The sequence below is a fragment of the Flavobacterium sp. W21_SRS_FM6 genome (assembly GCF_052119645.1).
In the GTDB taxonomy this organism is placed as follows: domain Bacteria; phylum Pseudomonadota; class Gammaproteobacteria; order Enterobacterales; family Alteromonadaceae; genus Paraglaciecola.
Genome location: NZ_JBGQOM010000003.1, coordinates 301,253 through 325,065, shown reverse-complemented (window position 1 = coordinate 325,065; position 23,813 = coordinate 301,253). Strand labels below are relative to the sequence as shown.

The following is a 23,813-nucleotide window of genomic DNA, read 5'->3' as shown; positions in this document are numbered from 1 at the left end:
CAGGATGTTGGACAAGAAACACTTATGAATATTATTGAAGCGTTTGTGCTGCAGGAAGGTACGGAATACGGAGAGCACGACGTTGGCTTAGCTGAAAAAGTACAACAAGTTCTCACCCAACTTAAGTCGGGTGAGGCATTTTTAGTTTATTCTGAGTTGCACGAAACGGTCAATATTGTGGCAAAAGGTCATCTCAGAACGGATGAAGGTGACCGTTAATTAAGGACTAAATTAAAGGTGACTGGAACAGATAAACCGATACTAGATAAACCAGCTATTTTTTGTAAGGCCTCAACCCCTGCTTGTAAACCAAGGTCTGCAGCGCTCAATAAAACCGGTTTAGCGCTCGTTACCACAAACTGACCTTCAGTGGTTTTAGTTACAACAACATTCAAATTCAGACTTTTTTCTATACCCATCAAGGTTAAAGTGGCGGGTAATTCAGTGTGTAAGGTTTCACCCTTGGCAAGGGCCATTATATTTTCTGCAAGGGTGGCGCTAATCTTTGCCTGTGGAAAAGCATCAACCTTAAATAACATTTCACGCATTCTTTGATTGCGAATATCAATACCTGTTTCAACCGTACTTAAGTCTATGCTCGCAGTAAATTTTCCGTCACTGCTGAGTTTGCCTTCAACACGGTTAAAAGAATGTACTTCACTGGTATTGAGGTTTTTGGTTGAGATAAAAAACACTTTTGATTGTTCACTGTCTACTGCCCAATCTGCCATCGCGGCAGTGGATATCATACTTGCCGCAATCAAATAGCTTGGCAGTAATTTTTTCAAATTGATCATATTAGGTTTCCAAGTTTGTATTTAACAATCGATGGCCAATCTACATTTTGATCGCCCATCACGATAAAGTCGGGGTTATTGACGCTTTTACGCCGGTTGTAACTTAATGGCTCAAAATCGTGCGCTAATATTGAACCGCCAGCCTCGCCTACGATGCATTGTGATGCACCCGTATCCCACTCACCTGTTACGCCTATTCGTAAAAACACATCTGCCTTACCCTCAGCGATGAAACAGGCTTTGAGTGAGCAACTGCCTAATGGCAATGTATGATAAACTCGATGGTCGCTCATACTGTTCATGACCTTCTCACGGGCTTGGCGACGGCTAATAGCAACCATGACGACGCCTTGTTCAGTATCGTCAAACGAGCGTACATGTATTTGTTTGTTTTCAGAAGGACTCTCTTTAAACGCTCCTTGCCCCTTTGATGCATAATAAAGTGTGTCACCAGGAGGCCAGTAAATGACTCCAATCACTGGAATATTATTTTCTACCAGCGCTATGTTGACCGCAAAATCACCACTTCGTGCAATAAATTCCTGCGTACCATCGATGGGATCAATCAACCAGTAGCGTTTCCAGTCTTTACGAGTGGACAACTTCGCGTTGTCGGTCTCTTCAGACATAATAGGAATGTTGGGCGTTTCTGCTTGTAACAACGCCAAGATAATTTCATTTGCTTTGTAATCTGCGCTGGTGACGGGGGAGTCATCTTCTTTCTGATAACTGGCAAAATCACCGCTATCATATATTTTCATGACTTCTTCACCTGCTATACGCGCAGCGCGTTTTGCAAGTTCAAGTAGGCTATGGTGATCATCATTTACCATTAGCGTGTCCTTATCCATTTTAATGCAAGAAACAGTGCTGCGTAGCATCGTGCTTCTGTAAAATCTTCTCTGGCCAGAAGAGCATCTGTGTTATTAATTGACCAAGGGATCACTTCCATTGGTTCTGGTTCATCGCCCTCTAACTTTTCGGCGTAAAGTTGATGAGCAATAAAAATTTCCATTTTGGCATCAAAAAAAGCGGGAGCCATGCTCACCGTCTCTAAAGAGTGTAGCTGTTTTGCACCAAAACCGACTTCTTCTTTTAACTCGCGGTTAGCGGCCACCACAGCGGTTTCACCTGGGTCAATCAGTCCTTTTGGAAAACCTAACTGATAGGAGTGGTTACCCGCAGCATATTCCCTGACTAGCAAAAATTCATGTTCATTGATAAAAGGAACGATCATCACAGCACCACGACCACTGCCCGCCATGCGCTCAAACTGACGTTTTTCACCGTTTGAAAACTCTAATTCAAGTTGTTCAACTTTAAAAAAGCCACTCTGTGCAATGATTTTGCGCTGATGGATCGTCGGCAAGGTTTTATTATTGTCTATTTTGCTCATGTCTTTTTCACGTTACCATTACTGCCAATCGAGAGTTCAAATTTTAGGGAAAGCCTAAGCTTGTTGCTTAGTCTATCCTGTTTAAACAAGAGTCATGCCATTGTCAATTATAGCTTGGAACCAAATTGAAACCGTCTTGTTAGATATGGATGGTACGCTACTGGATTTGCACTTTGATAACCACTTTTGGTTAGAACATTTGCCAGCTAAGTTAGCGTTAATGAACAATATACCAATTGCTCAAGCGAAAGAAGACATGTTCGCTGAATATAGTAAAGTTCAGGGCACTATAGATTGGTATTGCTTAGATTATTGGCGTCAAAAAATCGGATTAGATATTGTTGCAGCGAAGCGAGAAATTCAGCAGCTCATCAGTTTACGTCATGATGCGCTGCCCTTTATTGACGCGCTAAAAAAGTCAGGTAGACAGGTTATCTTATTGACCAATGCTCACCCCGATAGCCTGTCGTTAAAAGTCGAACATACTCAGCTCGACCAACATATTGACCAGTTAATTTCAACTCATGAATTTGGTGTCACCAAAGAATCACAATTATTGTGGCACAAGCTTCAAGCGAAAATAAATTTTGCCAATGAGTCGACACTTTTTGTTGATGACAGCTTAGCGATATTGCGTTCTGCCCAGCAGTTTGGCATTGCACATTTGCTAGCTATCAGTAATCCCGATAGTAAAAAGCCGGTGAATGATACAGAGGATTTTGTCGCGGTTTCAGATTATTCCGTTTTATTGGCAGACATTATTAATAACCCAGTAACTTGAGTTAACAAAGGCGATCTCGCCCCGCGCGTTTTGCTTTAAACAGATTTTTATCTGCTTGGTTAATCAATTCTATCGGGCTGATAGTTTGCAGGGGGTCGAACTTTGGCGTAATTGCAGCCACGCCAACACTGACGGTGACATGTTCAGCGTTAGCGCTTTTGGCGGCTGGGATTTTTAACTTTCTCACATTATTAAGAAGTTGCTTGGCTACCCGTTTGGCGCCGGATAAGTTGGTGTAGGGCAGAAGTAAGACAAACTCTTCGCCCCCAAATCGAGCAGCAAAGTCTTCTTCTCGCGATTTGGTCTGCGCAATCGCCGTGGCGACTTTTTTCAGGCACTCGTCACCCTCTATATGACCAAATTGATCGTTGTAGTCTTTGAAATGATCGATATCTATTATTAATAAACCGATAGAGTGCCCCCCGCGAATAGCCGCATGCCAAAGACGATTAAGGGTGGTGTCGAGTTGCATTCTATTGGATAAACCGGTTAAACCATCGGTACACGATACATATTCTAACACTTTCTGTTGCTCGACTAATCGCATGTGATTTTGCACACGAGAATAGATAATTTGCGGTGGTACGTGTGTATTGATGTAATCAATTGCGCCTATTTCGAGGCAGGCTTGCTCTTCTTCTATAGTCGAAGATTGCGTCAATAGAATGATAGGAATATGCTGGGTCAATGGATTGCTTTTGACCAAGACGCACAGTTCTTGTCCGCTGATAGTGGCGGCATCCACTGCGCACAAAATCAAATCAATATCAAGGTCGTAAATTATATTTACTGCTTGCTGGCCATCCTCGGCAACTTCCACAATGTATTTTTGCTCAAACATTGCGCGTAAGCTATCCAGCGTCGTTTTATTGGACTCAACCAACAATAACGTGGAACGTGGCAACGTATGATTTAAATTCATGGCTTCCTAGAAATGCATCCGTTCATTAGAGTGACATCTTATCTTAGTAGAGTGAGTTTAATCGATCTGTTTTTTCATATTTTGTGATTAAAATTCATACTACAAGATGAGTTTATAACACTATAAATAGCATTGCTATGCTCTATCAAATGGCTCATTATGTTGAGTTCGCTGAACCAGCGAGTTAGCCGAGGGATTTGTTTGAAAACTTTTGTTTGTCAATGCGGTAATAAACTTTATTTTGCTAACAATACATGTGTTGTTTGTGGCTTATTACTCGGCTTTATATCTGATGAGTTGCAACTTAGCGCATTTACCACTAACCGTTCTGGCCAGCTGCAGTCTTCTGCCAACGGTCAAATATATCGTCCCTGCAAAAATTATCTGACCCACCAAGTTTGCAATTGGATGATTCATATTGATGACCAACATGAGTTTTGTTCTGCCTGTCAATTAAATGAAGCGACCCCCAAATTAGAAGTTAAAGGTAATAAGTTACTTTGGTATAACCTAGAACAAGCCAAACGCCGCCTTCTCTATACGTTGTACAAGCTGAAGCTACCGGTACAAAACCGTGCGCAAGAACCGCAAAAAGGCTTGGGGTTTGAGTTTTTAGAAGACGAAATAACCGATGAATTTGGCAACGAGTTAACCGTTAAAAATTATGTTTCAACAGGTCATGCTGCCGGTATAATCACGATTAATGTCAAGGAAGCGCAGACCAGTATTCGACATCAGGTACGGGAAAGTTTAAACGAAAGTTATCGCACATTAATTGGTCACTTCAGACATGAGTCTGGTCATTATTATTGGGATCGCTTAGTTAAAAGCAGTCAGCACATTGAAGAATTTAGAACATTGTTTGGCGATGAACGGATGGATTACGCTAAAGCATTGAATGATTATTACAAACAAGGACCTAAAAAAGATTGGCAAAACGTTTGGGTCAGCGCGTATGCCAGCATGCACCCTTGGGAAGATTGGGCTGAAACCTGGGCGCATTACTTACATATGGTAGATACCTTAGAAACAGCCAGCGATTATGACTTTAGTATTTCTGGCAACAAAGTTGCCAACCCCTTAGTTGCTGGCGGTCAACATGACTATATTTACACCGCTACCAGTTTCACCCATTTATTTAATGATTGGTGCCGTTTAACACAAGTATTAAATGGCTTAAATCGCAGTATGGGGCTGGATGATGCCTACCCCTTTGTTATATCAATTTCAGCACTAAATAAGTTACGGTTTGTACATAAAGTCATTATGCAAAACGACGAAGTCAGTCAAATCAGTCCGAGTTAACCTTATTTAGTAGATGGTTTTTCCCATTCAAAGCGTGGCAGTTTATTGAAAGCACGCTTTAATCCTTCATTCCAATGTTTTTGCACAGACTTGTACATCACACTATTGGTATTAAGTGACGTGCGATAAGGTGCTTCAAAGTGATTATTTGTATGAATCGCTAATTCGATTGGCGGGCCTACAGAAATATTACTTCTAATGGTTGAGTCTAAAGAAACAATAGCGCAACGCGCTGCATCTTCTAGTGAAGTATTGGCAGCGATAATCCGATCTAAAATAGGTTTACCGTATTTGTTTTCGCCTATTTGTAAATACGGAGTCTCAGGTGATGCCGCAATATAATTGCCTTGGGGGTAAATTAAAAAAATCTCACACGGTTGACCGGCAATTTGCCCTCCTAATATAAAACTTGATTCCGCACTAGAGTTCGACCTTTCTAACGCAGCAGCGTGCTGTCGTTGTTCCCGTTGACTCAGCTTGCCAATATATTTAGCTACTTCGTGCAAGTAGTTGCCTTTGCGCATATTAAACTCTGCATCAGGGTCATCTATATCAGTCTTAATCGCATTAATCACGGCTTGAGAAGTGGCTAAACTGCCCGAAGTCAGTAAGACAAAACTTCGCTCTCCTGGAAATACAAAAGTGGTCATCTTGCTGTAGGTTGCAACATAATCGACACCCGCATTGGTACGCGAGTCAGACGCAAAAACCATACCTTTGTTTACATTTATGGCTAAACAGTAAGTCAACGTTAATCTCTCTTTGCACTATTGTTGGGCTCAATAGTGACCCAACATTGAACACGTAAGGGCAGTATTTTGTCTGGGCGAGGCTATAAATACAATTATTATTTTTGGCATGAATACCGCTTTAAAACTATTGAGTTATCCGTATACTAAAAATTAAAACAATCCAAAAGGGGTGTTCATGGCAATTCGATGGGGAAATTACAAAGTTGCAAATTTGCACGATGAGTTGCTACGGGCAAGTGGCAAACCAAGGCCTTATGCAGAAGATTTGTGCGAGTATCTGCGCAATCTAACTGACGCTGAAATTTTGGAGTACAAAGCCGGTGCTGATTCAGCCATTCAAGTCATGGGTATTACCTTTCGGGTTTATAACGATGAAGAAGGCTCTATTGACCGCGCATGGCCCTTCGACATTATTCCTAGATTAATTGATAAAAAAGAATGGGAAAATATCGAAGTGGGTTTAAAGCAGCGTGTTAAAGCCTTAAACATGTTTATTGATGACCTATACAACGATCAGAACATTATAAAAGACGGTGTTTTTCCTGCCGACCTACTGGATAAATCAAAAAATTTCTTAAACGAATGTAAAGGCTTTAGCCCGCCTTTAGGCGTTTGGGCGCATATTTGTGGTTCTGATTTAGTCAGAGACAACAAGGGTACGGTATATGTGCTTGAAGATAACCTACGAGTCCCCTCTGGTGTTTCATACATGTTAGAAAATCGCCAGGTAATGAAACGAGTTTTTCCTGAAATGTTTGAAAAACTGAATATCATGCCCGTAGATGATTACTCTTCTGATTTATACGATATGCTGGCCGCTATGTCGCCTCGGGATATTGCTGAACCAGAAATCGTGGTGTTGACCCCAGGTATTTATAATTCCGCCTATTTTGAACATGCTTATTTGGCTCAGCAAATGGGCGCTGAATTAGTCGAAGGCAGTGATTTAGTGGTGGGTGAAGACGACTGTGTTTACATGCGTACCATCAATGGCTTGTCGCGGGTAGATGTGGTGTATCGTCGAATTGACGATTGGTTTCTTGACCCTGAAGTCTTCAATCCTGAATCGACACTCGGCGTTCCAGGCATTATGCGAGCATGGAAAGCGGGCAATGTGGCCTTGGCAAATGCACCAGGCTCAGGCGTAGCAGATGATAAGGTGGTGTATGCGTTTGTGCCTGACATTATCAAATACTATCTGAATGAAGAGGTCATCTTACCTAACGTACCGACTTATAAATGCGTGAATGAAGACGAACGTGCTTACGTATTAGAAAATATTGCTTCTATGGTAGTGAAACCGGCCAATGAATCCGGTGGTTATGGCATGTTAATTGGTCCTCATTCAAGTGCGAAAGAGCATGATAAATTTCGTAAACTGATACAAGAAGATCCCCGCAACTATGTGGCTCAGCCCATGTTAATTTTATCGACGGCGCCGACGATGGTCGATACCAAAGTAGAACCTCGTCATTTAGATTTACGGCCGTTTATTTTAAGTGGTAAAGACGTAAAAGTAACAACCGGTGGTTTAACCCGTGTAGCCATGATTAAAGGCTCAACAGTAGTAAATTCATCACAAGGTGGCGGCAGTAAAGACACCTGGATTGTTGACATGGAGGGGTCTTAATTATGTTGTCAAGAGTCGCAAATAACCTATGTTGGTTAGGCAGATATTTAGAGCGTGCTGAAAATACCGCGCGTATTATTAATGTTAACTCCAATCTTCTCCTTGATTTGCCCAAAAGTATCTCTCTGGGTTGGGAGCCTATCGTCGATATTCTGTCCTATCGTGAGTTGTTTTATTCAAATCACAAAGAAGCGGTGGAGCGCAATGTGATTAACTTTATGGTGGCTGACCGAAAAAACCTCGGTTCAATTATCAGTGCCTTAAGCGCCGCTCGTGAAAACGCCCGTACTATTCGTGAAATTATTCCTCGCGAGGCGTGGGAAAAAATCAATGAGTTATACTCATACGCCAAAGAAAATTGTCAAAAAGCCCAAGCGCGCCGTTCTCGCTATGCTTTTTTAAGTGAAATTATTCAATGTAATCAAACGATTACCGGTATATTGGCTGGCACCATGACCCATGATGAAGGGTATGCGTTTTTGCGTATTGGCCGAAATATTGAACGAGCAGATATGACCACACGGATTATCGATGTGCGCTCTGCGTCCCTACTACAAGAAACTGAAACCTCACAATCGGCCTTTGAAAATTTACAATGGATGAGCGTACTTAAATCACTCACCGCTTATCAAATGTATCGTCGAGAAGTGCGCTTGCGTATTCGTCGCCCTGACGTATTGAAGTTTTTGCTGCTGGAAAACCGTTTTCCACGTTCGTTACTGCATACCTTGCAGCAAGTTGAGCACTGCTTAAAGCAACTACCGAATCACGAAGATGTGATTATGCAAATTCGGGTTGTCGAAAATCATTTGTTGGAGGCCAACCCGCAATCCTTGATCCAAGAAAAGTTGCATGACTTTATTGATGATATGCAGTTGGGCTTAAACACGATTTTTGACAAGATAAACGAAACGTATTTTTATCATCAACAATAGGTTATTTTTCTTACTACAAGGAAATCTATGCCGCCTAAATTAGAACTAGGTTCTACGCCGTTTGGCACTTTGCTGGGCACTGCACCCGGCGGAGTTGCTTCATATTCCAGCGATTATGACACCGCTGATCAAGCCCTTTACCCCAATCGCAGTGCTTATCGAAGCTATTTTGACGGTATCTATATGGGGTATAAATGGCAATGTGTCGAGTTTGCTCGTCGCTGGTTGTATGTTAATCAAGGTTACATTTTTAATGATGTTTCCATGGCCTATGAAATTTTTAATTTACGTAGTGTTAGAGAAATCGCCAGTAATGAACTCCTGCCTTTGCAGGCCTTTAAAAATGGTGCCCAGCGTCATCCTGAAGTGGGCAGTTTGTTGATTTGGGAAGAAGGTGGCGAATTTGTTAATACCGGTCACGTCGCAATAATCACTGAAGTTAGCGATAGCTATGTGCGTATTGTTGAACAAAATATGGACTTTGTGCCATGGCCTGATGGCCGAGATTATTCTCGCGAAATTAAGGTAAAAATAGGGCGTGAAGGCGACTTTTGGATCGAATGCTCTTTCAGTGATGCCACCATATTAGGTTGGATGATTCAAACAGCCGATACTACCCATGCAGAGTTGTCGGAGCCTGAACAAACAGAATTGTTTAACCTTAAACCGGCTACCGCGCACTCCTCTTCCCATGCCTTTAAACCATGGCTCAACATAGCTAATGATGATGAAGCGGCTTATGTAGATATGATGAAAGGGCATTGGCTTACTTCGGTAGAAGACGATCACCTTAGTTATTACATGATGTCACAAAGTGCACAAGAAGCCCTTGAATCAGCCACGGATGAGCTGCATGGCTTATTTATGCATGCAACTGACTACGTATTACAACATGATGAATTACTGCATTCTTTTGGTCTACCAGACTCAATTTTGCCTCGCATTAGGCAATCGTGGGATAACCGACTGAATCAATTAATTACCAGCCGATTTGATTTTTCATTGTCTGAGCAAGGTCTTAAAGTCTACGAATACAACTGCGATTCAGCCTCTTGTTACATGGAAACAGGCAAAGTCCAAGGTAAATGGGCCAAACATTTGGGTCTTAAACATGGCGAAGATGCAGGGGCCGAGTTATTTGCTGAATTAGTCAAAGCGTGGCGCGAAAGTGAAGTAGAGGGCTTAGTACACGTTCTGCAAGATACTGATCCTGAAGAAGACTATCATGCCCTATTTATGCTTTCTGCTATTGAGGCTGCCGGTCATAAATGCGTGCGGGTGGTTGGTTTGTCTTCCCTTAGTTGGAATGAGCAGGGTGATATTGTTGATACCCACGGTAACAAGGTTAAGTGGGTATGGAAAACATGGGCCTGGGAGACCGCTCTTGATCAACTGCGCACGGAACAAGATGAGCAACAAGCGATCACCGATAAAATTCGTCCTCCTGGCAGCGTACCTAATTTGAGCGATGTATTGCTGCGCCAAGAAATCATGGTGTTTGAACCTCTGTGGACCCTCATCCCCAGCAATAAGGCGATACTACCTGTGTTGTGGTCACTTTTTCCAAATCATCCTTTATTGCTCAATACCAGTTTTGAACTCAGTCCTGAACTTGAAGCCAGCGGTTATGTGGTCAAACCCATCGTAGGGCGTTGTGGAGCCAATATTCAACTTATCGATAAAGATAATAAGGTCTTGGCTGATAAGGGCGGCGCTTTCGGTGACAGAACCCAAATATACCAACAGCTTTTTCCTTTGCCCAAAGTGGGTAAATATTATGTGCAAGTTTGTACGTTTACGGCTGCAGGTAATTACGCCGGCAGCGGTGTAAGAGTCGAACGTTCAATGATTATTGGTAAAGACAGCGATTGCATGGCATTACGAATAGATGATGATTTATCCTTTTTAGATGAGTAGTACATTGTGAATACAAGCCAAAAGGCCTTAGAGCAAATAGTAAATTGTCAATCAGACCTGCCCGAGTCGTTTATTGAGCTGTTGCGCACCTTAATGCGAAGCCCGAGTGTAACTGGCGCAGAACATTCTTTTTTTCGGGTATTGCAACGAGAATTAGAAGAACGCGGAGCCAAAGTAACTTGGTATGAAGGTTTGCTGGTGGCTCAGGGAAGTAAACCAGATTCGCGCATGTTTTCAGCGCATATAGACCGTCATGGCTTGGTATGTACTGGGCCGAACGAATTCCAATATGCCGCATTTGTTGCAGGTGCACGCTCTGATTTGCTGGGTAATTCGGTCAGCGAGTCTTTAATGCAAAAAATTGTTGATCGCTTTGATGCAGAAAGCGTGTATGCCTTCGAACCTTGGTCCGGGGCGTATCGCGGTCGCGGAAAAATCACTGGCGCATACATTTGTGAGTTTCGTAATAACCTAATTTTTCAAGTTGATGGGCTTGAACATTTAGTCGCGGGTACGCCAGTCGCTTTTACCGATAAACTTAATATTACTGAACACGCTTTGGTTGGGCAGCTGGATAATGTGCTTACTACGGCCGCATTGGTACACCTATTTGAAAATGGTTTTGAAGGTACGGCGTTTTTTACTGCGCAAGAAGAGGCAGGAAAAAGTTGGCGCTATCTGCTTGAGTGGTTTAGGCGCTTTGGTGGCTCAACTAACAATCTGATTGTTGTTGATACCAGCCCATATCCCGACTTAAACACAGCGAAACAACAGCAACTAGTACTGCGCAATAAAGACGCTAACGCTGATTTTAATGAAGAATTGAATCAAGAGCTGGTAAAAATTTGTCAGCGTCTTGGTGTGAGTTATCAATTTAAAGATGAATATGTTGCCGCTCAGAATCGTATTCACGAACAAAAAGGCGAGCCACTTTCGTCATACGGATCCACTGAGATGGGCCGGATTATTGCTGCTTCAAACGGCTTGGTAGACGGTACCACTTTGCAAATACCCTCAAGTGGTTACCACACCATGTCTGAGTCTGCACCCTTAGGATCGGTAAAAGCATTTTTGAGTATTTTGAATGAGTTAGCCAATATTTGATCATCTCAACGTAACGTTGTTGAGCCTTTAGTTAACGCGTTAATTTGTTAGCGCACAATTCACTTAAGATAAGTCATGAAACTAAAGATAAGCCATGTCAATATTTACTGTTACGAACGTCCGGTGGAACTGACCAACCATCAGCTTATGCTACGGCCGGTTGAAAGCCATGGGCTACGAATTTGTACAGAAAAGCTTGAAATTTATCCGGCACATAACGTGAGTTGGAAACATGATGTGTTTAACAATTCGGTCGCACAGGTTTATTTTACCGGCAAAACTGAGGAGTTACGGATTACATCAGAATACACGGTCGAACAGTTTAATATTAATCCGTTTAACTTCTCTTTGGATCTTTACGCGAACCTTCTTCCTTTTGATTATCAGGGTGAAGACCTCATCGATTTAGCCCCGTTTTTAATTCGTCAATACCCCGCAGATCAAGCAGTACTTGACGAGTGGCTAGGACCTCGCCTCGAGCCTAGTGGAAAAACAGAAACCTTACCGTTTTTACTGGCATTGAACGAACATATCGCCAGCCACTTTATCTATGGCCGCAGAGAAGAGCCTGGTGTGCAAAGTCCAGCTCAAACATTGGCATTAGGCAGTGGGACGTGTAGAGACTTCGCATTGCTGCTGATGGAAGCGGCGCGGCACTTAGGGTTGGCTGCTCGATTTGTCAGTGGTTACCTATGTAGCTCAGACAACGAAGCGGTAGATATTGCGGCCAATGCAACCCATGCGTGGGCCGAAATCTACCTTCCTGGTGCTGGCTGGAAGGGATTTGATCCCACCAGCGGCATTCTCGCGGCAAGTTTACATGTACCTGTGGCGACAACTAGAAATCCAGAACAAGCTACGCCAATTCGCGGAAGTTACCTTGGCGATGCTAAACTTTTTAAAGAAATGCGTGTTTGTATTGAAGCCCATATCATTGAATCTTAATTATTAGTGGAAAAAAACGTGAAAGAGAATATCAATATCCAAGGATGTCTGGCAGACGCTAAACTCGCTGCGCAAAATTTGATTTTGACTCAGGGGGGCGAGCCTACTTTTGTGCCTTATGACACGACCGCCCCAGAGTGGAATTTAGCCGCATTAGGGCCACAGAAGCTAAAATTTGCACGGTTAATGGCGCAAGAATTAACGTCGACCCTGTTTAAAGGGGCGGTGGTGATGCAATCGTTTGGTAAACACTATCCGGGTGAACCCTTGCCTCGATGGCAAATAGGCATCTATAAATCTCGTAGCCAGGCCCCCTTATGGAATGACCTTAATCGATTGCGCTTAGGGCAAGAAACCATAGCACCGGGTGATCCTGCCATGCCAAAACAATTTATTGCTGATTTGGCAGCAGAGTTAGGTCTAGCAGATACGAGTTTACCCGCTTACGAAGATTTGGAAGCTAAACTTAAGTCCATTGGTTCTGATGAAACCACCCACTTATTACCACGTTTCAGTCGCAGTAAACGCGCTTTTATTTCACGGCCTTTACCGGATGACCTCGATCAAAAATGGCAAAGCTACTTTGAACCCGCGGGCTGGGTATTACCGCTAGATCATGACGATGAAAAGTGGTCAACCGGCGAATGGAACTTGCCAGATGGCGATGACCTCACTTTATATCCTGGTGACAGCCCTGTAGGTTTGCGTTTACCCTTGCATCGCTTACCCGAAGGCGCTATTCGTCGTGGACTTTCGGTAGAATTAAGAGATCAGGAACTGATTGTTTTTCTTCCTCCTTTGCCCAGTTTTGCTTGTTTTGCCGAGCTGGTAAGAACGATTGAAAAACTGACCGTTAAGCTTAATCTGCCACCTATCCGCTTAGAGGGTTACACCCCGCCTCGTGATGAAGATTTAGAATCGATGGCACTCACCTCTGACCCAGGCGTGTTGGAAGTGAATTTACCTCCTGCAGATAACTGGCCTGACTTTGAGCGTGTGATCCGTGGCATGTATCAAAGTGCAGAATCTATTGGGATGCGCGCGCTCAAATACCAACTCAGTGGTCGCCAAGTAAGCACGGGCGGGGGGGCACACATTGTAATGGGTGGGCCAGACTTAGATCATAATCCCTTTATCGAACGCCCAAATTTATTGAGCAGTTTTTTGCGGTTTTTACAGCAGCATCCCTCCCTGTCTTATGCATTTAGTGGCTTGTTCATTGGTCCTTCAAGTCAAGCACCGCGTGTCGACGAGAGCGCCCATGAGCTGCCCTATGAGCTGGAAATAACCCTCAAAGGGATTGAAGAAATGAGTCAACCGGGTCAGCCATGGATGATCGATGCGCTGTTACGTAACTTGCTTATGGATTGGAACGGTAATACCCATCGCGCTGAGTTGAGTGTAGATAAATTTTATAACATTAATACGGGCAATGGCAGGAGCGGCTTAATCGAGTTTCGTGCGTTTGAAATGGTACCCGAGCCTGAGCCATTACTTGCAGCCAACGTGTTGTTGCGTGCTTTGGCGGCCTGTTTCGCAGAAAAGCCTTTCACCTCGCCTCTGATTGATTGGCGTGAGAGCTTACATGACAAATTTATGCTGCCTTATTTCTTACGTCAGGATTTGCACTCAGTCATCGCTTACTTAAATGAGCATGGATTTTCATTCGAGCAGAATGTGTTCGAAGCTCAACTTGATTTTCGATTTCCGCTAGTGACTCAATTTAGCAGCGGTGCAATTAAGTGGACCCTGCGTCATGCGATTGAACCTTGGCCAGTTATGGGCGAACACGAAGGAACAGGACGAGTAGTTGACAGTACAACCGATCGCTTAGAATTATTGGCCGAAGGCGATTTTGCTCAGGCCGGTTTGATTGCCAGTGTGAACGGTATTCGCATACCCCTCCAACAGGTCTCTGAGCATTCAGCTGTAGCGGGGATTCGGTATCGCTTGTTTGATAATCCCTGGGGGCTGCAACCCCATATTACTGCGCATTCACCCCTTAATATTCTTATCATTGAACAGGCAAGCAATAAAGTTGTGCATGCCTTTGATTATGTGAACTGGAAATTATGGGGCGAAAAATATGATGGTTTACCGAGCAACCAGCAAGAAGCGCGAGCAAGGGTCGGTGAACGACTTATCGACCGCTCAGACTTAGTTGGTTCTGAAGCCTCTGTTAGGGATTTACCGCCATCTGCGCGCTTACTTTACACCCTTGATTTGCGCAGACAATAAGGTTTTAAGCTACACCTAGCCTGTAAGCAACATGATCTGATTACAGGCTAGAGCAGATATTGTTTAGTATCGTTGTTTGATATCTGATCACCTCTTTTCCTCAGGAAACACGGACAATGCCACATTCTCTATTATTACAACAGCTGCAATCCATTGCTGGCCAGCAGTTTGTTTTAAGTGATGAAAAAAAATCGCGCCCATATCGATTGGGGTGGCGATCTGGTGGCGGCACTGCCTTAGCCGTGGTGCTGCCTCAAGATTTGCTTAGCTATTATCGTGTATTAAAAGCCTGTGTTGAGTACAAGGCCATTATTATTATGCAGGCGGCTAATACGGGGTTAACCGAGGGATCAACGCCAAGTGGTGATGATTACGACCGCCCTGTTGTGGTCATTAATACTCTCGCCATGGACCAAATAGTGTTACTTGAACAAGGACAACAGGTAATCAGTTTTCCGGGTACAACCTTGTTTAGTTTAGAAAAGAAACTTAAACCACTAGGACGAGCGCCACACTCGGTAATTGGTTCTTCTTGCCTTGGTGCATCAGTGGTTGGCGGTATTGCGAATAACTCAGGCGGCGCACTGATAAAACGCGGCCCTGCCTACACAGAATTGGCCTTATTTGCGCGGATTAACGAGCGAGGAGAATTGCTGTTAGTTAATCACCTAGGCATCGAGCTAGGCAATGAACCTGAAGAGATATTACAGAATTTAATGGCCGGTAAGTTTGCGACCACAAATTTAAAAAAAGGAGTGGCCTTGGCCTCTGATCAAGAGTATCAGGAGCGAGTTAGAGGGGTAAACGAGAACTCACCAAGCCGTTTTAATGCAGACCCAAGGCGTTTATTTGAAGCCAGCGGTTGTGCAGGTAAATTAGCTGTATTTGCCGTGCGTTTAGATACCTTTGCCATGGCCAAACAAGAAAGGGTTTTTTACATTGGTAGCAATGACCCGCTTGTTCTAGGTCAATTACGCCGGGACATATTGCAACATTATCGTCACTTACCTGAGGTGGGTGAATACTTGCACCGAGATATTTTTGATATTTCCGCCAAGTATGGCAAAGATACATTTTTAAGCGTGAAACATTTAGGTACAGACCGCTTACCTGCTATGTTTACCTTAAAAGCTCGAATCGATGGCTGGCTTAAGGACTTACCGTGGTTGCCTGGCCACCTTACTGACAAAGTAATGCAACTCATTGGGCGAGCGTTTCCACAGCATTTACCTAAACGAATGCTGCAATTTCGGGATAAATACGAGCATCATTTAATTCTAAAAATTAGTGACCTCGGTATTGCTGAGGCGCAAGCTCACTTAGCGCGCTTTTTTCAGCAACATCAAGGTGACTATTTCGAATGTGATGCCACCGAAGGCGCCAGCGCCTTATTGCATCGTTTTGCCGCAGCGGGCGCAGCCATGCGATATCAAGTGATGCATCAAGATTCGGTGGGCGAGTTGTTATCATTGGATATCGCGCTGCGACGCAATGATATCGACTGGTTAGAAACACTGCCACCTGACCTTAATCAGATAATCGATAAAAAACTCTACTATGGGCATTTTTTCTGTCACGTCTTTCATCAAGATTACATTTTGAAAAAGGGTGTGGAGGCGAAAAAAGTCAAACAATACATGCTAAAGCTCTTAAATGAACGTGCAGCCAAATACCCCGCAGAACATAACGTGGGGCATTTGTATGAGGCTGAGCAGAGCTTAAGAGAATTTTATCACCAGCTTGACCCTACCAATAGTTTTAATCCCGGCATTGGCAAGACGGATCGCCAGCAGCGTAACTGCAGCTGCCAAGTATAAATATCGTGTCAGAATTTGAGGCTATGCTTAACACTGACTGCAGAACACTGAGACAACCATGAACCTAACTGAAATTATCGCCTTTTTTAATGAACCCTTATTTAACGTTCAAGACAAAGCGATTTCCCTCGCCGATCTTTTGCTCATGCCCACCGCTTTGTTTATTGGTTACTTGCTGATCAGCTGGACCATTAAATTAATCACTACTCGCATGCGCAGTAAAGGTGTTGCGCCTGATGTTGTACATTTAGTTAGACGTATCCTCTTTATCCTGGCCTTTTTAGCGTTATTTATCACTACCCTCGATTTAATTAACGTACCGATTACCGCCTTTGCATTCTTGTCGGGTGCGGTGGCTATTGGTTTTGGCTTTGGGGCGCAAAATATCATTAACAATTTCATCAGTGGTTGGATCTTAATGTGGGAGCGTCCGATCCGCATCGGTGACTTTTTAGAAGTGGGTGATGTGAAGGGCAATGTTGAAGCTATTAATACTCGCTCGACCCGCATTCGCCGTACTGATGGCGTACACATGATGATACCCAACAGTGTGCTATTAGAAAATACCGTGGTCAATTGGACTCTGGTAGACAATATGACGCGCACAACAGTAAGTGTGGGCGTGGCTTATGGCTCGCCGTGTCGTAAGGTGGCTGAGTTAATTGCCCAAGCCGTGGCAGAACAACAAGACGTGTTAACCACACCAGCACCCGTCGTCATTTTTGATGATTTTGGTGATAACGCCCTCATGTTTGTGGTGTATTTTTGGATGAATGCGAGTGTTGAAGGGCATCTACGCATGATCCGTAGCAACATTCGTTACCGTTTAGATGAGCTATTTAATGAGCACGACATTTGTATTGCCTTCCCGCAACGGGATATCCATGTGGATGGGAAGTTAACCATACAAAAGGCGCAAGAGTGTTAGTGTTACTTCTACTTGTCTGAGACCACTATTACTCAGCAAGTAGCTGCTTAGTGCTGCTATACATGGTCCTAAAACAAGCCATTTTAGCCGATTGAACAGGAAATCAGCGGTTAAACACAAATTAGGTAAAAATTAGCGGCTAATTTTAGCTTTTTGGTTATTATCCGTTTTAGTCGAAATGATGTGGTTTAAGGAGGAACGTTGTACAGAAGAATAATATTGATAGGGTGTATCGCACTTTGCGGGTCAATCTTAACCGGTAAAGAAGTTGTCGCCGAACCAATTAAAACCCTGACCTTCGCTGTTAACTCTCCGGGTTCACGCCCCTATGCGTATTTTGATAATGAAGGTCAGCGTTACCACGGTTTAGTGGCTGACTTTTTTGCTTTTACTGCACGAAAAAACCTGCTGAGAGCAAATTTTGTCGATTCTAATCGAACACGAAGTGAGCAGTTTTTAAACGAGGGCAAAATCGATATTTTATTAGCGAATACCAATTGGTTTGCTAATAGTGAAAATTTAATATCGAGTATGCCTATTATGCAGCACCAGTCATATTTATATGGCTTACGCCCATTTTCTGAAAATTTTTCTCTTGAGTCGCTAAACCATAAACGAATATGTACCCGCACTGGTTTTGTGTATACCGGATTGGCGCCTTTCTTTCAGCAACAAAGCCTGATTAGAGTGGATTCAAGTAATCAAACTGCAATGGCGGCTATGTTGGCGAAAGGCCGCTGTGATTATGCTGTCATGAATAACTACAATGCAGCGTTGACCTTTTCAGACGCCCAGTTTTGTACTGTTACTATTTATCAATCACCGACGCCAACAAGTGCTGTGCCCTTGTCTTTCGTCATTCGTCGGGATATGCAGTCGGTTAAAACGATCATTGACCAACAATTACAGGCTTATATTGACAGCGGAGAGTTTACTGAGTCTCTTAAGTTTCACTCCAAAGACCTACACTTTCCCACAACAGCGACTTGCAGAGCAAAGTAATAGGCCTACGCTTTTTTGGTTTTTTGCTTAAATATGGGGTTAAGTATCTGATCATACTCATCTATTTTAGCGACTTGAGCTTCAGTTAAAGGACAGTCACTTACTAAGCTTTTGCACTGCTCATACACGTTAACGTGCTCATCTTCCAAGCGTATATCAACCGCGATTTTAGCAATGACTTTAAGCAAACTTAGCGCAATATTGGTATTTTTAGGCGTTAATACGAGAGCTTGTTTTAATAGTTCGTAAGACGGTTTGTAACGTTTACTGCGATAGTGGGCTGAGGCCATATCAACCAGTTCTTTGGGCGAATAATGAATTGAGGCTCGTTCTTTGCTCTCTTGTTCTATGTATTCGTTTATTACTTGGGCAGTAAAAGAATCACCTTCTATTTGCGTTTTAATATCGTCTAACAAGGCCAAAGACTGTTCCCAGTAGCCGAGTTCGTGAAACGCCTTTACCTTGTCTAAGGTATCTTCAATAGAATGATGTTGTTTGATATTGAGCAACTCTGAAACAATGGCTTCGGCGGCTTTTTTGTCATTTTTTAAATTAAGCATACGGGCGCTAATTACACTGAGTTGCTCGCCCAGTTGGTTTTGTGCGCCAAAGTCACTTTGTAACTTAACAAGGTCTCGCTCAGTTTTACTTAGTAATTTAATACTTTCAGGCCCTGACAGCGTACCGGCTAAATCGATAGCTGCCCGGATTACATTTAAGCTTAAATGAGGTGAATCGTGTATCGAATTTTTGGCATATTTGGCCATATTCTGAGTGGCCATATACTGGCCCTGGCGATCATGATTTAGTCGGGCTAAGTTCCATGACTTTTTATTTCTGGCAATATTACGAGGAGCAAGTTTGGTTGCCTCTTTGATAATTTCGTAGCCTTTTTCGTAGTTTTCTTTTTCGATGTAGTACTCGGCTAATACATCGTAGGCCGTAAATCGGGTGTCATCTCGCTCTAACAGTTGATTGAGTAGCGCTTGTGCCTCTGCAAATTTATCTTGTTTGAGTAAGCTGCGTGCTAAGTTGACTGAAATCCAGCCGTATTTATATTGCCCAAGTAGTTTTTTATACAGGTTTTCGGCCTGCTCAAATTGTAAAAGTGATAGCAGACAATCGCCAATCACTCGATTTATTTGTGGATGGAACTGAGCCAGCACGGGGTCAGCAAGTTGACGCTCAGCATAATAAATGGCTGTGGCATATTCTTGCTTGTCTACGCAAAAATTCAGGCGATAGAGGCGTTTTTTAATTTCGAATAAATAACTAAAACGTTTTTCAATCTTATGGCGATCTAAGGGCTTAACCCAAAAATCACTGGGTTGTAGTTCAACGACACAATTAACTAAACCAGAGGACGTGTCGGCACTTAAAAATACCACAGTGGTGGTTTTAGTAATAAAACCCTTGAGTTTCATTTCTTCTAATAAGTTAAATCCGTCTTTGTCACTTTTTACGTCAAATGAAATAAGCACCACATCAAAAGTCATTTCTTCACATAAACGAAGCGCAAAATAGGCATTTTCAGCACTTTGAACATGTTTGATATTCAGTTCCATCAACGCTGACTTGATGACATCGTGCACAAGTGTTTGTCCGTCGATAATCAAGACCTTTTGTGCTTCAAGGGGCTTTTGTGGGGGTATTTCTATCACGTCTTAGTTTTCCAATTTTCTTCGGTTTTTAACAACTTCCAGTGAGTGCCAATAGACTCAACACTAAGACCATCAATTTATGGGCAAGTAATCGTGTAACTTAGCCCTTAACTTTACTCAGCGCAATACATCGATTGTTAAATTGTAATATATGAAAGGACAACATGAAAATCGCGCGCTAACTGGGTATGGCGGGTGCTATCTCGGGCTTGTTGCTCGCAAAGCGCAGGGTTTGAAGCAAAATCAACTGCTGACGACAAACAATAGCGGATGCGGCGGGATATACCTAATACACTCCCGCACTCGTGACAGTTAGTTAATGATAGGTAGGCCCCATGCTTGTTGTTTTGCCAAATACTCTGCTTTTGGCAAGGCGACATAGCGAGGGCTTTTTGTCGGATCTAACCAAGCCAAGAGGCGGTCCATGTCGGGCTCTGACATCGCAGTACAACCTGCTGTTGCCACACCAGGACCAAACCACATATGCAAAAAGATACAGCTACCTTGCCCACTAATATTGGCCACATTGTGGTCAAGTACAATGCCCTTTTTGTAGATGTCTTGATTATTGTTATGAATATCGCGGCGCATGGGTTCAGTCGAGTCTTTAACCGCGTCTTTACCCACCAAATTCTCATCAACTATTTGGTTATAAAAAGAAGAACCATTCACATCAATGCAATAGTTACTGGCGGTCATAGGGGTATAAGGCATAGCAGTATTTAACTGTTCTAGGTAGCCAAAGGTATGGCTTAGATCAAAAACACCAGCAGTGGCTTTACCATCTCCTTCTTGTTTGTAATAGCCCTTTTGCGCTGAGTGCAATCCTAAGCCCCAAGCGAGTCCGGTGCGACCGATATTGACAGCAAAGGCTTCATCAACCGCTTGCCAGTGATTATTTTGCCACTCAAATTTCTGTAAGGTGGCCGTGTTCGCTTCCCAATCATCCGCAATAACTAATACAAGTTGCTGGGTATCAACACGCTGCAGCAGGGGCAAGTCAGTTTTAGGCTGACTTACGCAGGCGCTAAGTAAACTTGCCACGCTAAGGCTTAGCATAATAAGGGTGTTGCGTAAGGTTAAAAAGGCCATGTTAACTCCTGTAAACCGTTAATTCCGTCAATGCCTAAACCGTGGCCTTGACCTAATTGAATATGTGAGTGGTTAAAATTAACGCCACCTACAACAGGATCATATTTACCCAGTGTCGGGCCGTCTAAGTCAATCAAGGTAATACTAGACGCTTTGGCACTTGCTAAATGTGCAGCAGCAGCAACACTGATACTACCTTCAAGCATACAGCCAATCATACAGGGAATGGCGTACAATTCTGCCAAGTCAGCGATTTTAATGGCATTGCTCAGTCCTGCACTTTTCATCAGCTTAATGTTAATGATATCTGCCGCACCTGTGCGGATCAGTTCGATGACCTGCAGCGCAGAAAAAGCGCTTTCGTCGGCCATGACTGGTGTAGTAATACGTTCGCTAATATAACGCAAACCGTCGATATCTTTATTTTTCACGGGTTGTTCAATCAGTTCAAGCTCAACTCCGCGGTGCTCTAATTTTTGCATCGCATAGACGGTCTGCTTGGCAGTCCACCCTTGGTTTACATCAAGTCGCATAGTCGCTTGTTTGTGCAGGGCTTGATAGAGGGTACTGACTCTGTTGATGTCGTCTTCGATATCAGTACCAATCTTAATTTTAAGTATGTCAAAGCCTTGGGTGATAGCGAGGTGGGCGTCAGCCAACATTTTATCGATATGATCAACGCTGATGGTTACATCTGTACGAAGTTGGGTTTTTCCGCCGCCTAAGACCTTATAAAGAGGCGCTTGAAAGTGCTTTGCCCATAAGTCGTATATGGCGATTTCGATGGCCGCTTTAGCGCTACTATTACCGATGATGGCATGTTGGATACGTTGGCATATCGTATTAAGCTCTTCGATATCCATACCAATAATTCGCGGCGCGATCACATTGGCGATGGCATAAAACATTGAGCCATGAGTATCGCCGGTAATCACTGGTGTGGAAGGGGCCGCACCATAACCAACTTGGCCACAGTCGGTTTCGACTATCACCACTAAGTCACAAATATCTTGTACGGTGCGAACGGCCGTTTTAAACGGTGTTTTTAATGGTACATCTAACTTAGCAAAGCGAACTGCGGTGATTTTCATAGACGTTTAACGCTCTTGTTTGCTGGTCAGGGTAATGCGTTTAATATTATAGATTTTGTCTAGATAAGTCGTTTGTTTGTTTAACTGTAATTTAATTAAAGGCGTAACCGATACGGCGTTTAAAACACCACTGTAATAATCGCCATCGGGTGTCCAATAAGCTAAGCCTTTAACATCATGGATGACAAAAGGTTGACCGTTTTCTTTGCCTAAATACACCATAACATGACCAGGAATATAGATGAGATCGCCAACCTGTAATTGATCGATAACCGCCATTTTTGCTGCAACTTCAGTTGAGGCATTGAAACGAAAATTAGTACCGTATTCTCCCTTGCCTTGTTGGCCTGAATTACGGGGCATTAAGATACCGAACGTTTTATAAATTTCGCCTACAAAGCCGGTGCAATCGCGGCCATTATAGTCGTGTCCCCAGCCATAACGTTCTCCTAAAAACTTAAACGCCTGAGCAATAACATGCTTTGGGGTAAACTCAAGGTAACCTTGCTGGACATCTTGAGTGCGCCCAATTAATGCGGTTTTAAAACTAAGGCTGCCGTCCTCGTTTCTGGTGGGCAACTCAACTTCATAATTGCCCGCGGTACTTTGTCCGTATAATTCTTTGTGCTGTTGTCCAGCACTTAGTAGTGGCAATTTGACGCCCATATCCAATTGTACTTGCGAGATTTTTGGCTCATTAGGCACATAAGAGGTGAAGACTTTTGCCCCTGTTATCATTAAAAAGTCGCTCTGATCAGTGTACTGAATCAATGCTTGTTTATCACCAATGGCAATAGCCTCTTGCTCTACCCACGCGAGATAGTTGTAGTTTTGCACCAAAAACCACTTATTGTCGGTACTGCTAAGCAATATAGCGACCGCTTCACCCGGGAACACTGCGGTTTCTTGAAAGCGGTCTAGATCAAGATCCATTTGCTCGTTGTAAACTTTATCGAGGGTGGGAAAGGTGCGCATGGCTGAGCGTTTCACTACCAGACCAAACTGCACCGCATTCATTTTTTTTATGGATTGAGTATTAAGGTTGTCGAGATAGTGTTGAAAATGCGATTGGGTCAGTTGTGTGCCATCGGCGTAAAACCTTGCACTGCTTGGCACTGCGCTTATACGGGATAGTTTTCCTAGCAGCTCAACCTTACTAAGACTATCTGCTGTTTGTAGAGGTTGTACCATGTGTTCATTGTGGGTAAATAGTAGCTGATTAAAGGCTTTAACTTGGCTGTTTTTCATCGACATCCATTGATCCTGTGTCAGCTTTTGCTGCCAATATTGCGCATTGAGTTGTTTATCGGAGATATCTGGAATGTTGCTCGCACCATGAGTCATGTAACTGAAACAACTTAACGTGAGCATCATGACTACTCGACGCCAAATGCCTTTGTAGCAGGGCGTTACATTGCGATTTGTTCTTAATGCACTGAACATATTTTTTTACTCATTTTGGTTAGGCGTGTGGGCACAGATGCAGCTAAACCCACGATT

Annotated in this window: 21 protein-coding genes; 12 read left to right on the top strand and 9 right to left on the bottom strand. The window is 43.3% G+C overall.

Annotated features, from left to right (window positions below):
- Positions 1-24 precede the first annotated feature (24 nt).
- Positions 25-219 (top strand): YheU family protein, encoded by a 195-nt coding sequence (locus ACEN2L_RS07355; protein ID WP_441742901.1) that lies wholly within the window; start codon positions 25-27, stop codon positions 217-219.
- On the opposite strand, the gene ACEN2L_RS07350 is transcribed toward ACEN2L_RS07355, so the two are convergent.
- Genes ACEN2L_RS07350 through nudE form a run of 3 tightly spaced genes read right to left on the bottom strand, consistent with a single transcriptional unit; the run spans position 216 to position 2,193 of the window.
- Positions 216-797, bottom strand: a complete 582-nt coding sequence (locus ACEN2L_RS07350; RefSeq protein ID WP_441742899.1) for a YceI family protein — start codon at positions 795-797, stop codon at positions 216-218. The genes ACEN2L_RS07355 and ACEN2L_RS07350 overlap by 4 nt on opposite strands.
- Positions 794-1,630 carry a 3'(2'),5'-bisphosphate nucleotidase CysQ gene (gene cysQ, locus ACEN2L_RS07345; protein ID WP_306023333.1) on the bottom strand — a complete coding sequence of 279 codons (837 nt, stop codon included), beginning with the start codon at positions 1,628-1,630 and terminating at the stop codon, positions 794-796. Before cysQ ends, ACEN2L_RS07350 begins: the two co-directional genes overlap by 4 nt.
- A complete protein-coding gene (nudE, locus tag ACEN2L_RS07340) occupies positions 1,630-2,193 on the bottom strand; it encodes an ADP compounds hydrolase NudE (RefSeq protein ID WP_306023332.1) in 564 nt (187 codons plus the stop codon). Before nudE ends, cysQ begins: the two co-directional genes overlap by 1 nt.
- Before the next feature lie 100 nt (positions 2,194-2,293).
- Here nudE and yrfG point away from each other — a divergent pair, with 100 nt between their 5' ends.
- On the top strand, positions 2,294-2,974 hold the full coding sequence (yrfG, locus tag ACEN2L_RS07335) for a GMP/IMP nucleotidase (protein ID WP_441742897.1): 681 nt from the start codon (positions 2,294-2,296) through the stop codon (positions 2,972-2,974).
- 1 nt (position 2,975) lies between these two features.
- On the opposite strand, the gene ACEN2L_RS07330 is transcribed toward yrfG, so the two are convergent.
- Positions 2,976-3,896 carry a GGDEF domain-containing response regulator gene (locus ACEN2L_RS07330; protein ID WP_441742895.1) on the bottom strand — a complete coding sequence of 307 codons (921 nt, stop codon included), beginning with the start codon at positions 3,894-3,896 and terminating at the stop codon, positions 2,976-2,978.
- Between the two features lie 201 nt (positions 3,897-4,097).
- On the opposite strand from ACEN2L_RS07330, the gene ACEN2L_RS07325 reads away from it, so the two are divergent.
- Positions 4,098-5,201 carry a zinc-binding metallopeptidase family protein gene (locus ACEN2L_RS07325; RefSeq protein ID WP_306023330.1) on the top strand — a complete coding sequence of 368 codons (1,104 nt, stop codon included), beginning with the start codon at positions 4,098-4,100 and terminating at the stop codon, positions 5,199-5,201.
- Between the two features lie 2 nt (positions 5,202-5,203).
- On the opposite strand, the gene ACEN2L_RS07320 is transcribed toward ACEN2L_RS07325, so the two are convergent.
- The gene (locus tag ACEN2L_RS07320; RefSeq protein ID WP_306023329.1) at positions 5,204-5,950 is read right to left on the bottom strand and encodes a peptidase; all 747 of its coding nucleotides are present in this window, start codon (positions 5,948-5,950) and stop codon (positions 5,204-5,206) included.
- A gap of 178 nt (positions 5,951-6,128) precedes the next feature.
- Between ACEN2L_RS07320 and ACEN2L_RS07315 the strand changes: the two genes are divergently transcribed.
- The 9 genes from ACEN2L_RS07315 (at position 6,129) to ACEN2L_RS07275 (ending at position 18,469) form a co-directional block, all read left to right on the top strand.
- The gene (locus ACEN2L_RS07315; RefSeq protein ID WP_306023328.1) at positions 6,129-7,583 is read left to right on the top strand and encodes a circularly permuted type 2 ATP-grasp protein; all 1,455 of its coding nucleotides are present in this window, start codon (positions 6,129-6,131) and stop codon (positions 7,581-7,583) included.
- A gap of 2 nt (positions 7,584-7,585) precedes the next feature.
- Positions 7,586-8,518 carry an alpha-E domain-containing protein gene (locus ACEN2L_RS07310; protein ID WP_441742892.1) on the top strand — a complete coding sequence of 311 codons (933 nt, stop codon included), beginning with the start codon at positions 7,586-7,588 and terminating at the stop codon, positions 8,516-8,518.
- A gap of 27 nt (positions 8,519-8,545) precedes the next feature.
- Entirely contained in the window at positions 8,546-10,435 is a 1,890-nt protein-coding gene (gene gss / locus ACEN2L_RS07305) for a bifunctional glutathionylspermidine amidase/synthase (protein ID WP_441742890.1), read from the top strand.
- A 6-nt stretch (positions 10,436-10,441) separates the two neighbouring features.
- Entirely contained in the window at positions 10,442-11,539 is a 1,098-nt protein-coding gene (locus ACEN2L_RS07300) for a hypothetical protein (protein WP_441742889.1), read from the top strand.
- 75 nt (positions 11,540-11,614) lie between these two features.
- Positions 11,615-12,484, top strand: coding sequence for a transglutaminase family protein (locus tag ACEN2L_RS07295; RefSeq protein ID WP_441742887.1), 870 nt, complete (start codon positions 11,615-11,617; stop codon positions 12,482-12,484).
- 18 nt (positions 12,485-12,502) lie between these two features.
- Complete coding sequence (locus tag ACEN2L_RS07290; protein ID WP_441742885.1) at positions 12,503-14,722, top strand: transglutaminase family protein; 2,220 nt, start codon at positions 12,503-12,505, stop codon at positions 14,720-14,722.
- Positions 14,723-14,838: 116 nt separating this feature from the next.
- Positions 14,839-16,539, top strand: a complete 1,701-nt coding sequence (gene dld, locus ACEN2L_RS07285) for a D-lactate dehydrogenase (protein ID WP_441742883.1) — start codon at positions 14,839-14,841, stop codon at positions 16,537-16,539.
- Between the two features lie 58 nt (positions 16,540-16,597).
- Positions 16,598-17,467, top strand: coding sequence for a mechanosensitive ion channel family protein (locus tag ACEN2L_RS07280; protein ID WP_306023322.1), 870 nt, complete (start codon positions 16,598-16,600; stop codon positions 17,465-17,467).
- A gap of 201 nt (positions 17,468-17,668) precedes the next feature.
- A complete protein-coding gene (locus ACEN2L_RS07275) occupies positions 17,669-18,469 on the top strand; it encodes a substrate-binding periplasmic protein (protein WP_441742881.1) in 801 nt (266 codons plus the stop codon).
- A 5-nt stretch (positions 18,470-18,474) separates the two neighbouring features.
- On the opposite strand, the gene ACEN2L_RS07270 is transcribed toward ACEN2L_RS07275, so the two are convergent.
- From ACEN2L_RS07270 to ACEN2L_RS07255, 4 genes are all read right to left on the bottom strand, one after another.
- Entirely contained in the window at positions 18,475-20,130 is a 1,656-nt protein-coding gene (locus ACEN2L_RS07270; RefSeq protein ID WP_306023320.1) for a response regulator, read from the bottom strand.
- A gap of 312 nt (positions 20,131-20,442) precedes the next feature.
- Positions 20,443-21,222: a L,D-transpeptidase family protein gene (locus tag ACEN2L_RS07265; protein WP_441742879.1), complete on the bottom strand. Its 780-nt coding sequence runs from the start codon at positions 21,220-21,222 to the stop codon at positions 20,443-20,445.
- Positions 21,210-22,313 (bottom strand): dipeptide epimerase, encoded by a 1,104-nt coding sequence (locus tag ACEN2L_RS07260; protein WP_441742877.1) that lies wholly within the window; start codon positions 22,311-22,313, stop codon positions 21,210-21,212. Before ACEN2L_RS07260 ends, ACEN2L_RS07265 begins: the two co-directional genes overlap by 13 nt.
- Before the next feature lie 6 nt (positions 22,314-22,319).
- Positions 22,320-23,687 carry a C40 family peptidase gene (locus ACEN2L_RS07255; RefSeq protein WP_441742875.1) on the bottom strand — a complete coding sequence of 456 codons (1,368 nt, stop codon included), beginning with the start codon at positions 23,685-23,687 and terminating at the stop codon, positions 22,320-22,322.
- Positions 23,688-23,813 lie beyond the last annotated feature (126 nt).

Bases quoted from the DNA above. Each gene is read 5' to 3' on its own strand.
- ACEN2L_RS07315 (WP_306023328.1), top strand. From the start codon at position 6,129: ATGGCAATTCGATGGGGAAATTACAAAGTTGCAAATTTGCACGATGAG.
- ACEN2L_RS07295 (WP_441742887.1), top strand. From the start codon at position 11,615: ATGAAACTAAAGATAAGCCATGTCAATATTTACTGTTACGAACGTCCG.
- nudE (WP_306023332.1), bottom strand. From the start codon at position 2,193: ATGAGCAAAATAGACAATAATAAAACCTTGCCGACGATCCATCAGCGC.
- ACEN2L_RS07280 (WP_306023322.1), top strand. From the start codon at position 16,598: ATGAACCTAACTGAAATTATCGCCTTTTTTAATGAACCCTTATTTAAC.
- ACEN2L_RS07265 (WP_441742879.1), bottom strand. From the start codon at position 21,222: ATGGCCTTTTTAACCTTACGCAACACCCTTATTATGCTAAGCCTTAGC.
- ACEN2L_RS07355 (WP_441742901.1), top strand. From the start codon at position 25: ATGAATATTATTGAAGCGTTTGTGCTGCAGGAAGGTACGGAATACGGA.
- cysQ (WP_306023333.1), bottom strand. From the start codon at position 1,630: ATGGTAAATGATGATCACCATAGCCTACTTGAACTTGCAAAACGCGCT.
- gss (WP_441742890.1), top strand. From the start codon at position 8,546: ATGCCGCCTAAATTAGAACTAGGTTCTACGCCGTTTGGCACTTTGCTG.
- dld (WP_441742883.1), top strand. From the start codon at position 14,839: ATGCCACATTCTCTATTATTACAACAGCTGCAATCCATTGCTGGCCAG.
- ACEN2L_RS07350 (WP_441742899.1), bottom strand. From the start codon at position 797: ATGATCAATTTGAAAAAATTACTGCCAAGCTATTTGATTGCGGCAAGT.
- ACEN2L_RS07310 (WP_441742892.1), top strand. From the start codon at position 7,586: ATGTTGTCAAGAGTCGCAAATAACCTATGTTGGTTAGGCAGATATTTA.
- ACEN2L_RS07255 (WP_441742875.1), bottom strand. From the start codon at position 23,687: ATGATGCTCACGTTAAGTTGTTTCAGTTACATGACTCATGGTGCGAGC.
- ACEN2L_RS07260 (WP_441742877.1), bottom strand. From the start codon at position 22,313: ATGAAAATCACCGCAGTTCGCTTTGCTAAGTTAGATGTACCATTAAAA.
- ACEN2L_RS07330 (WP_441742895.1), bottom strand. From the start codon at position 3,896: ATGAATTTAAATCATACGTTGCCACGTTCCACGTTATTGTTGGTTGAG.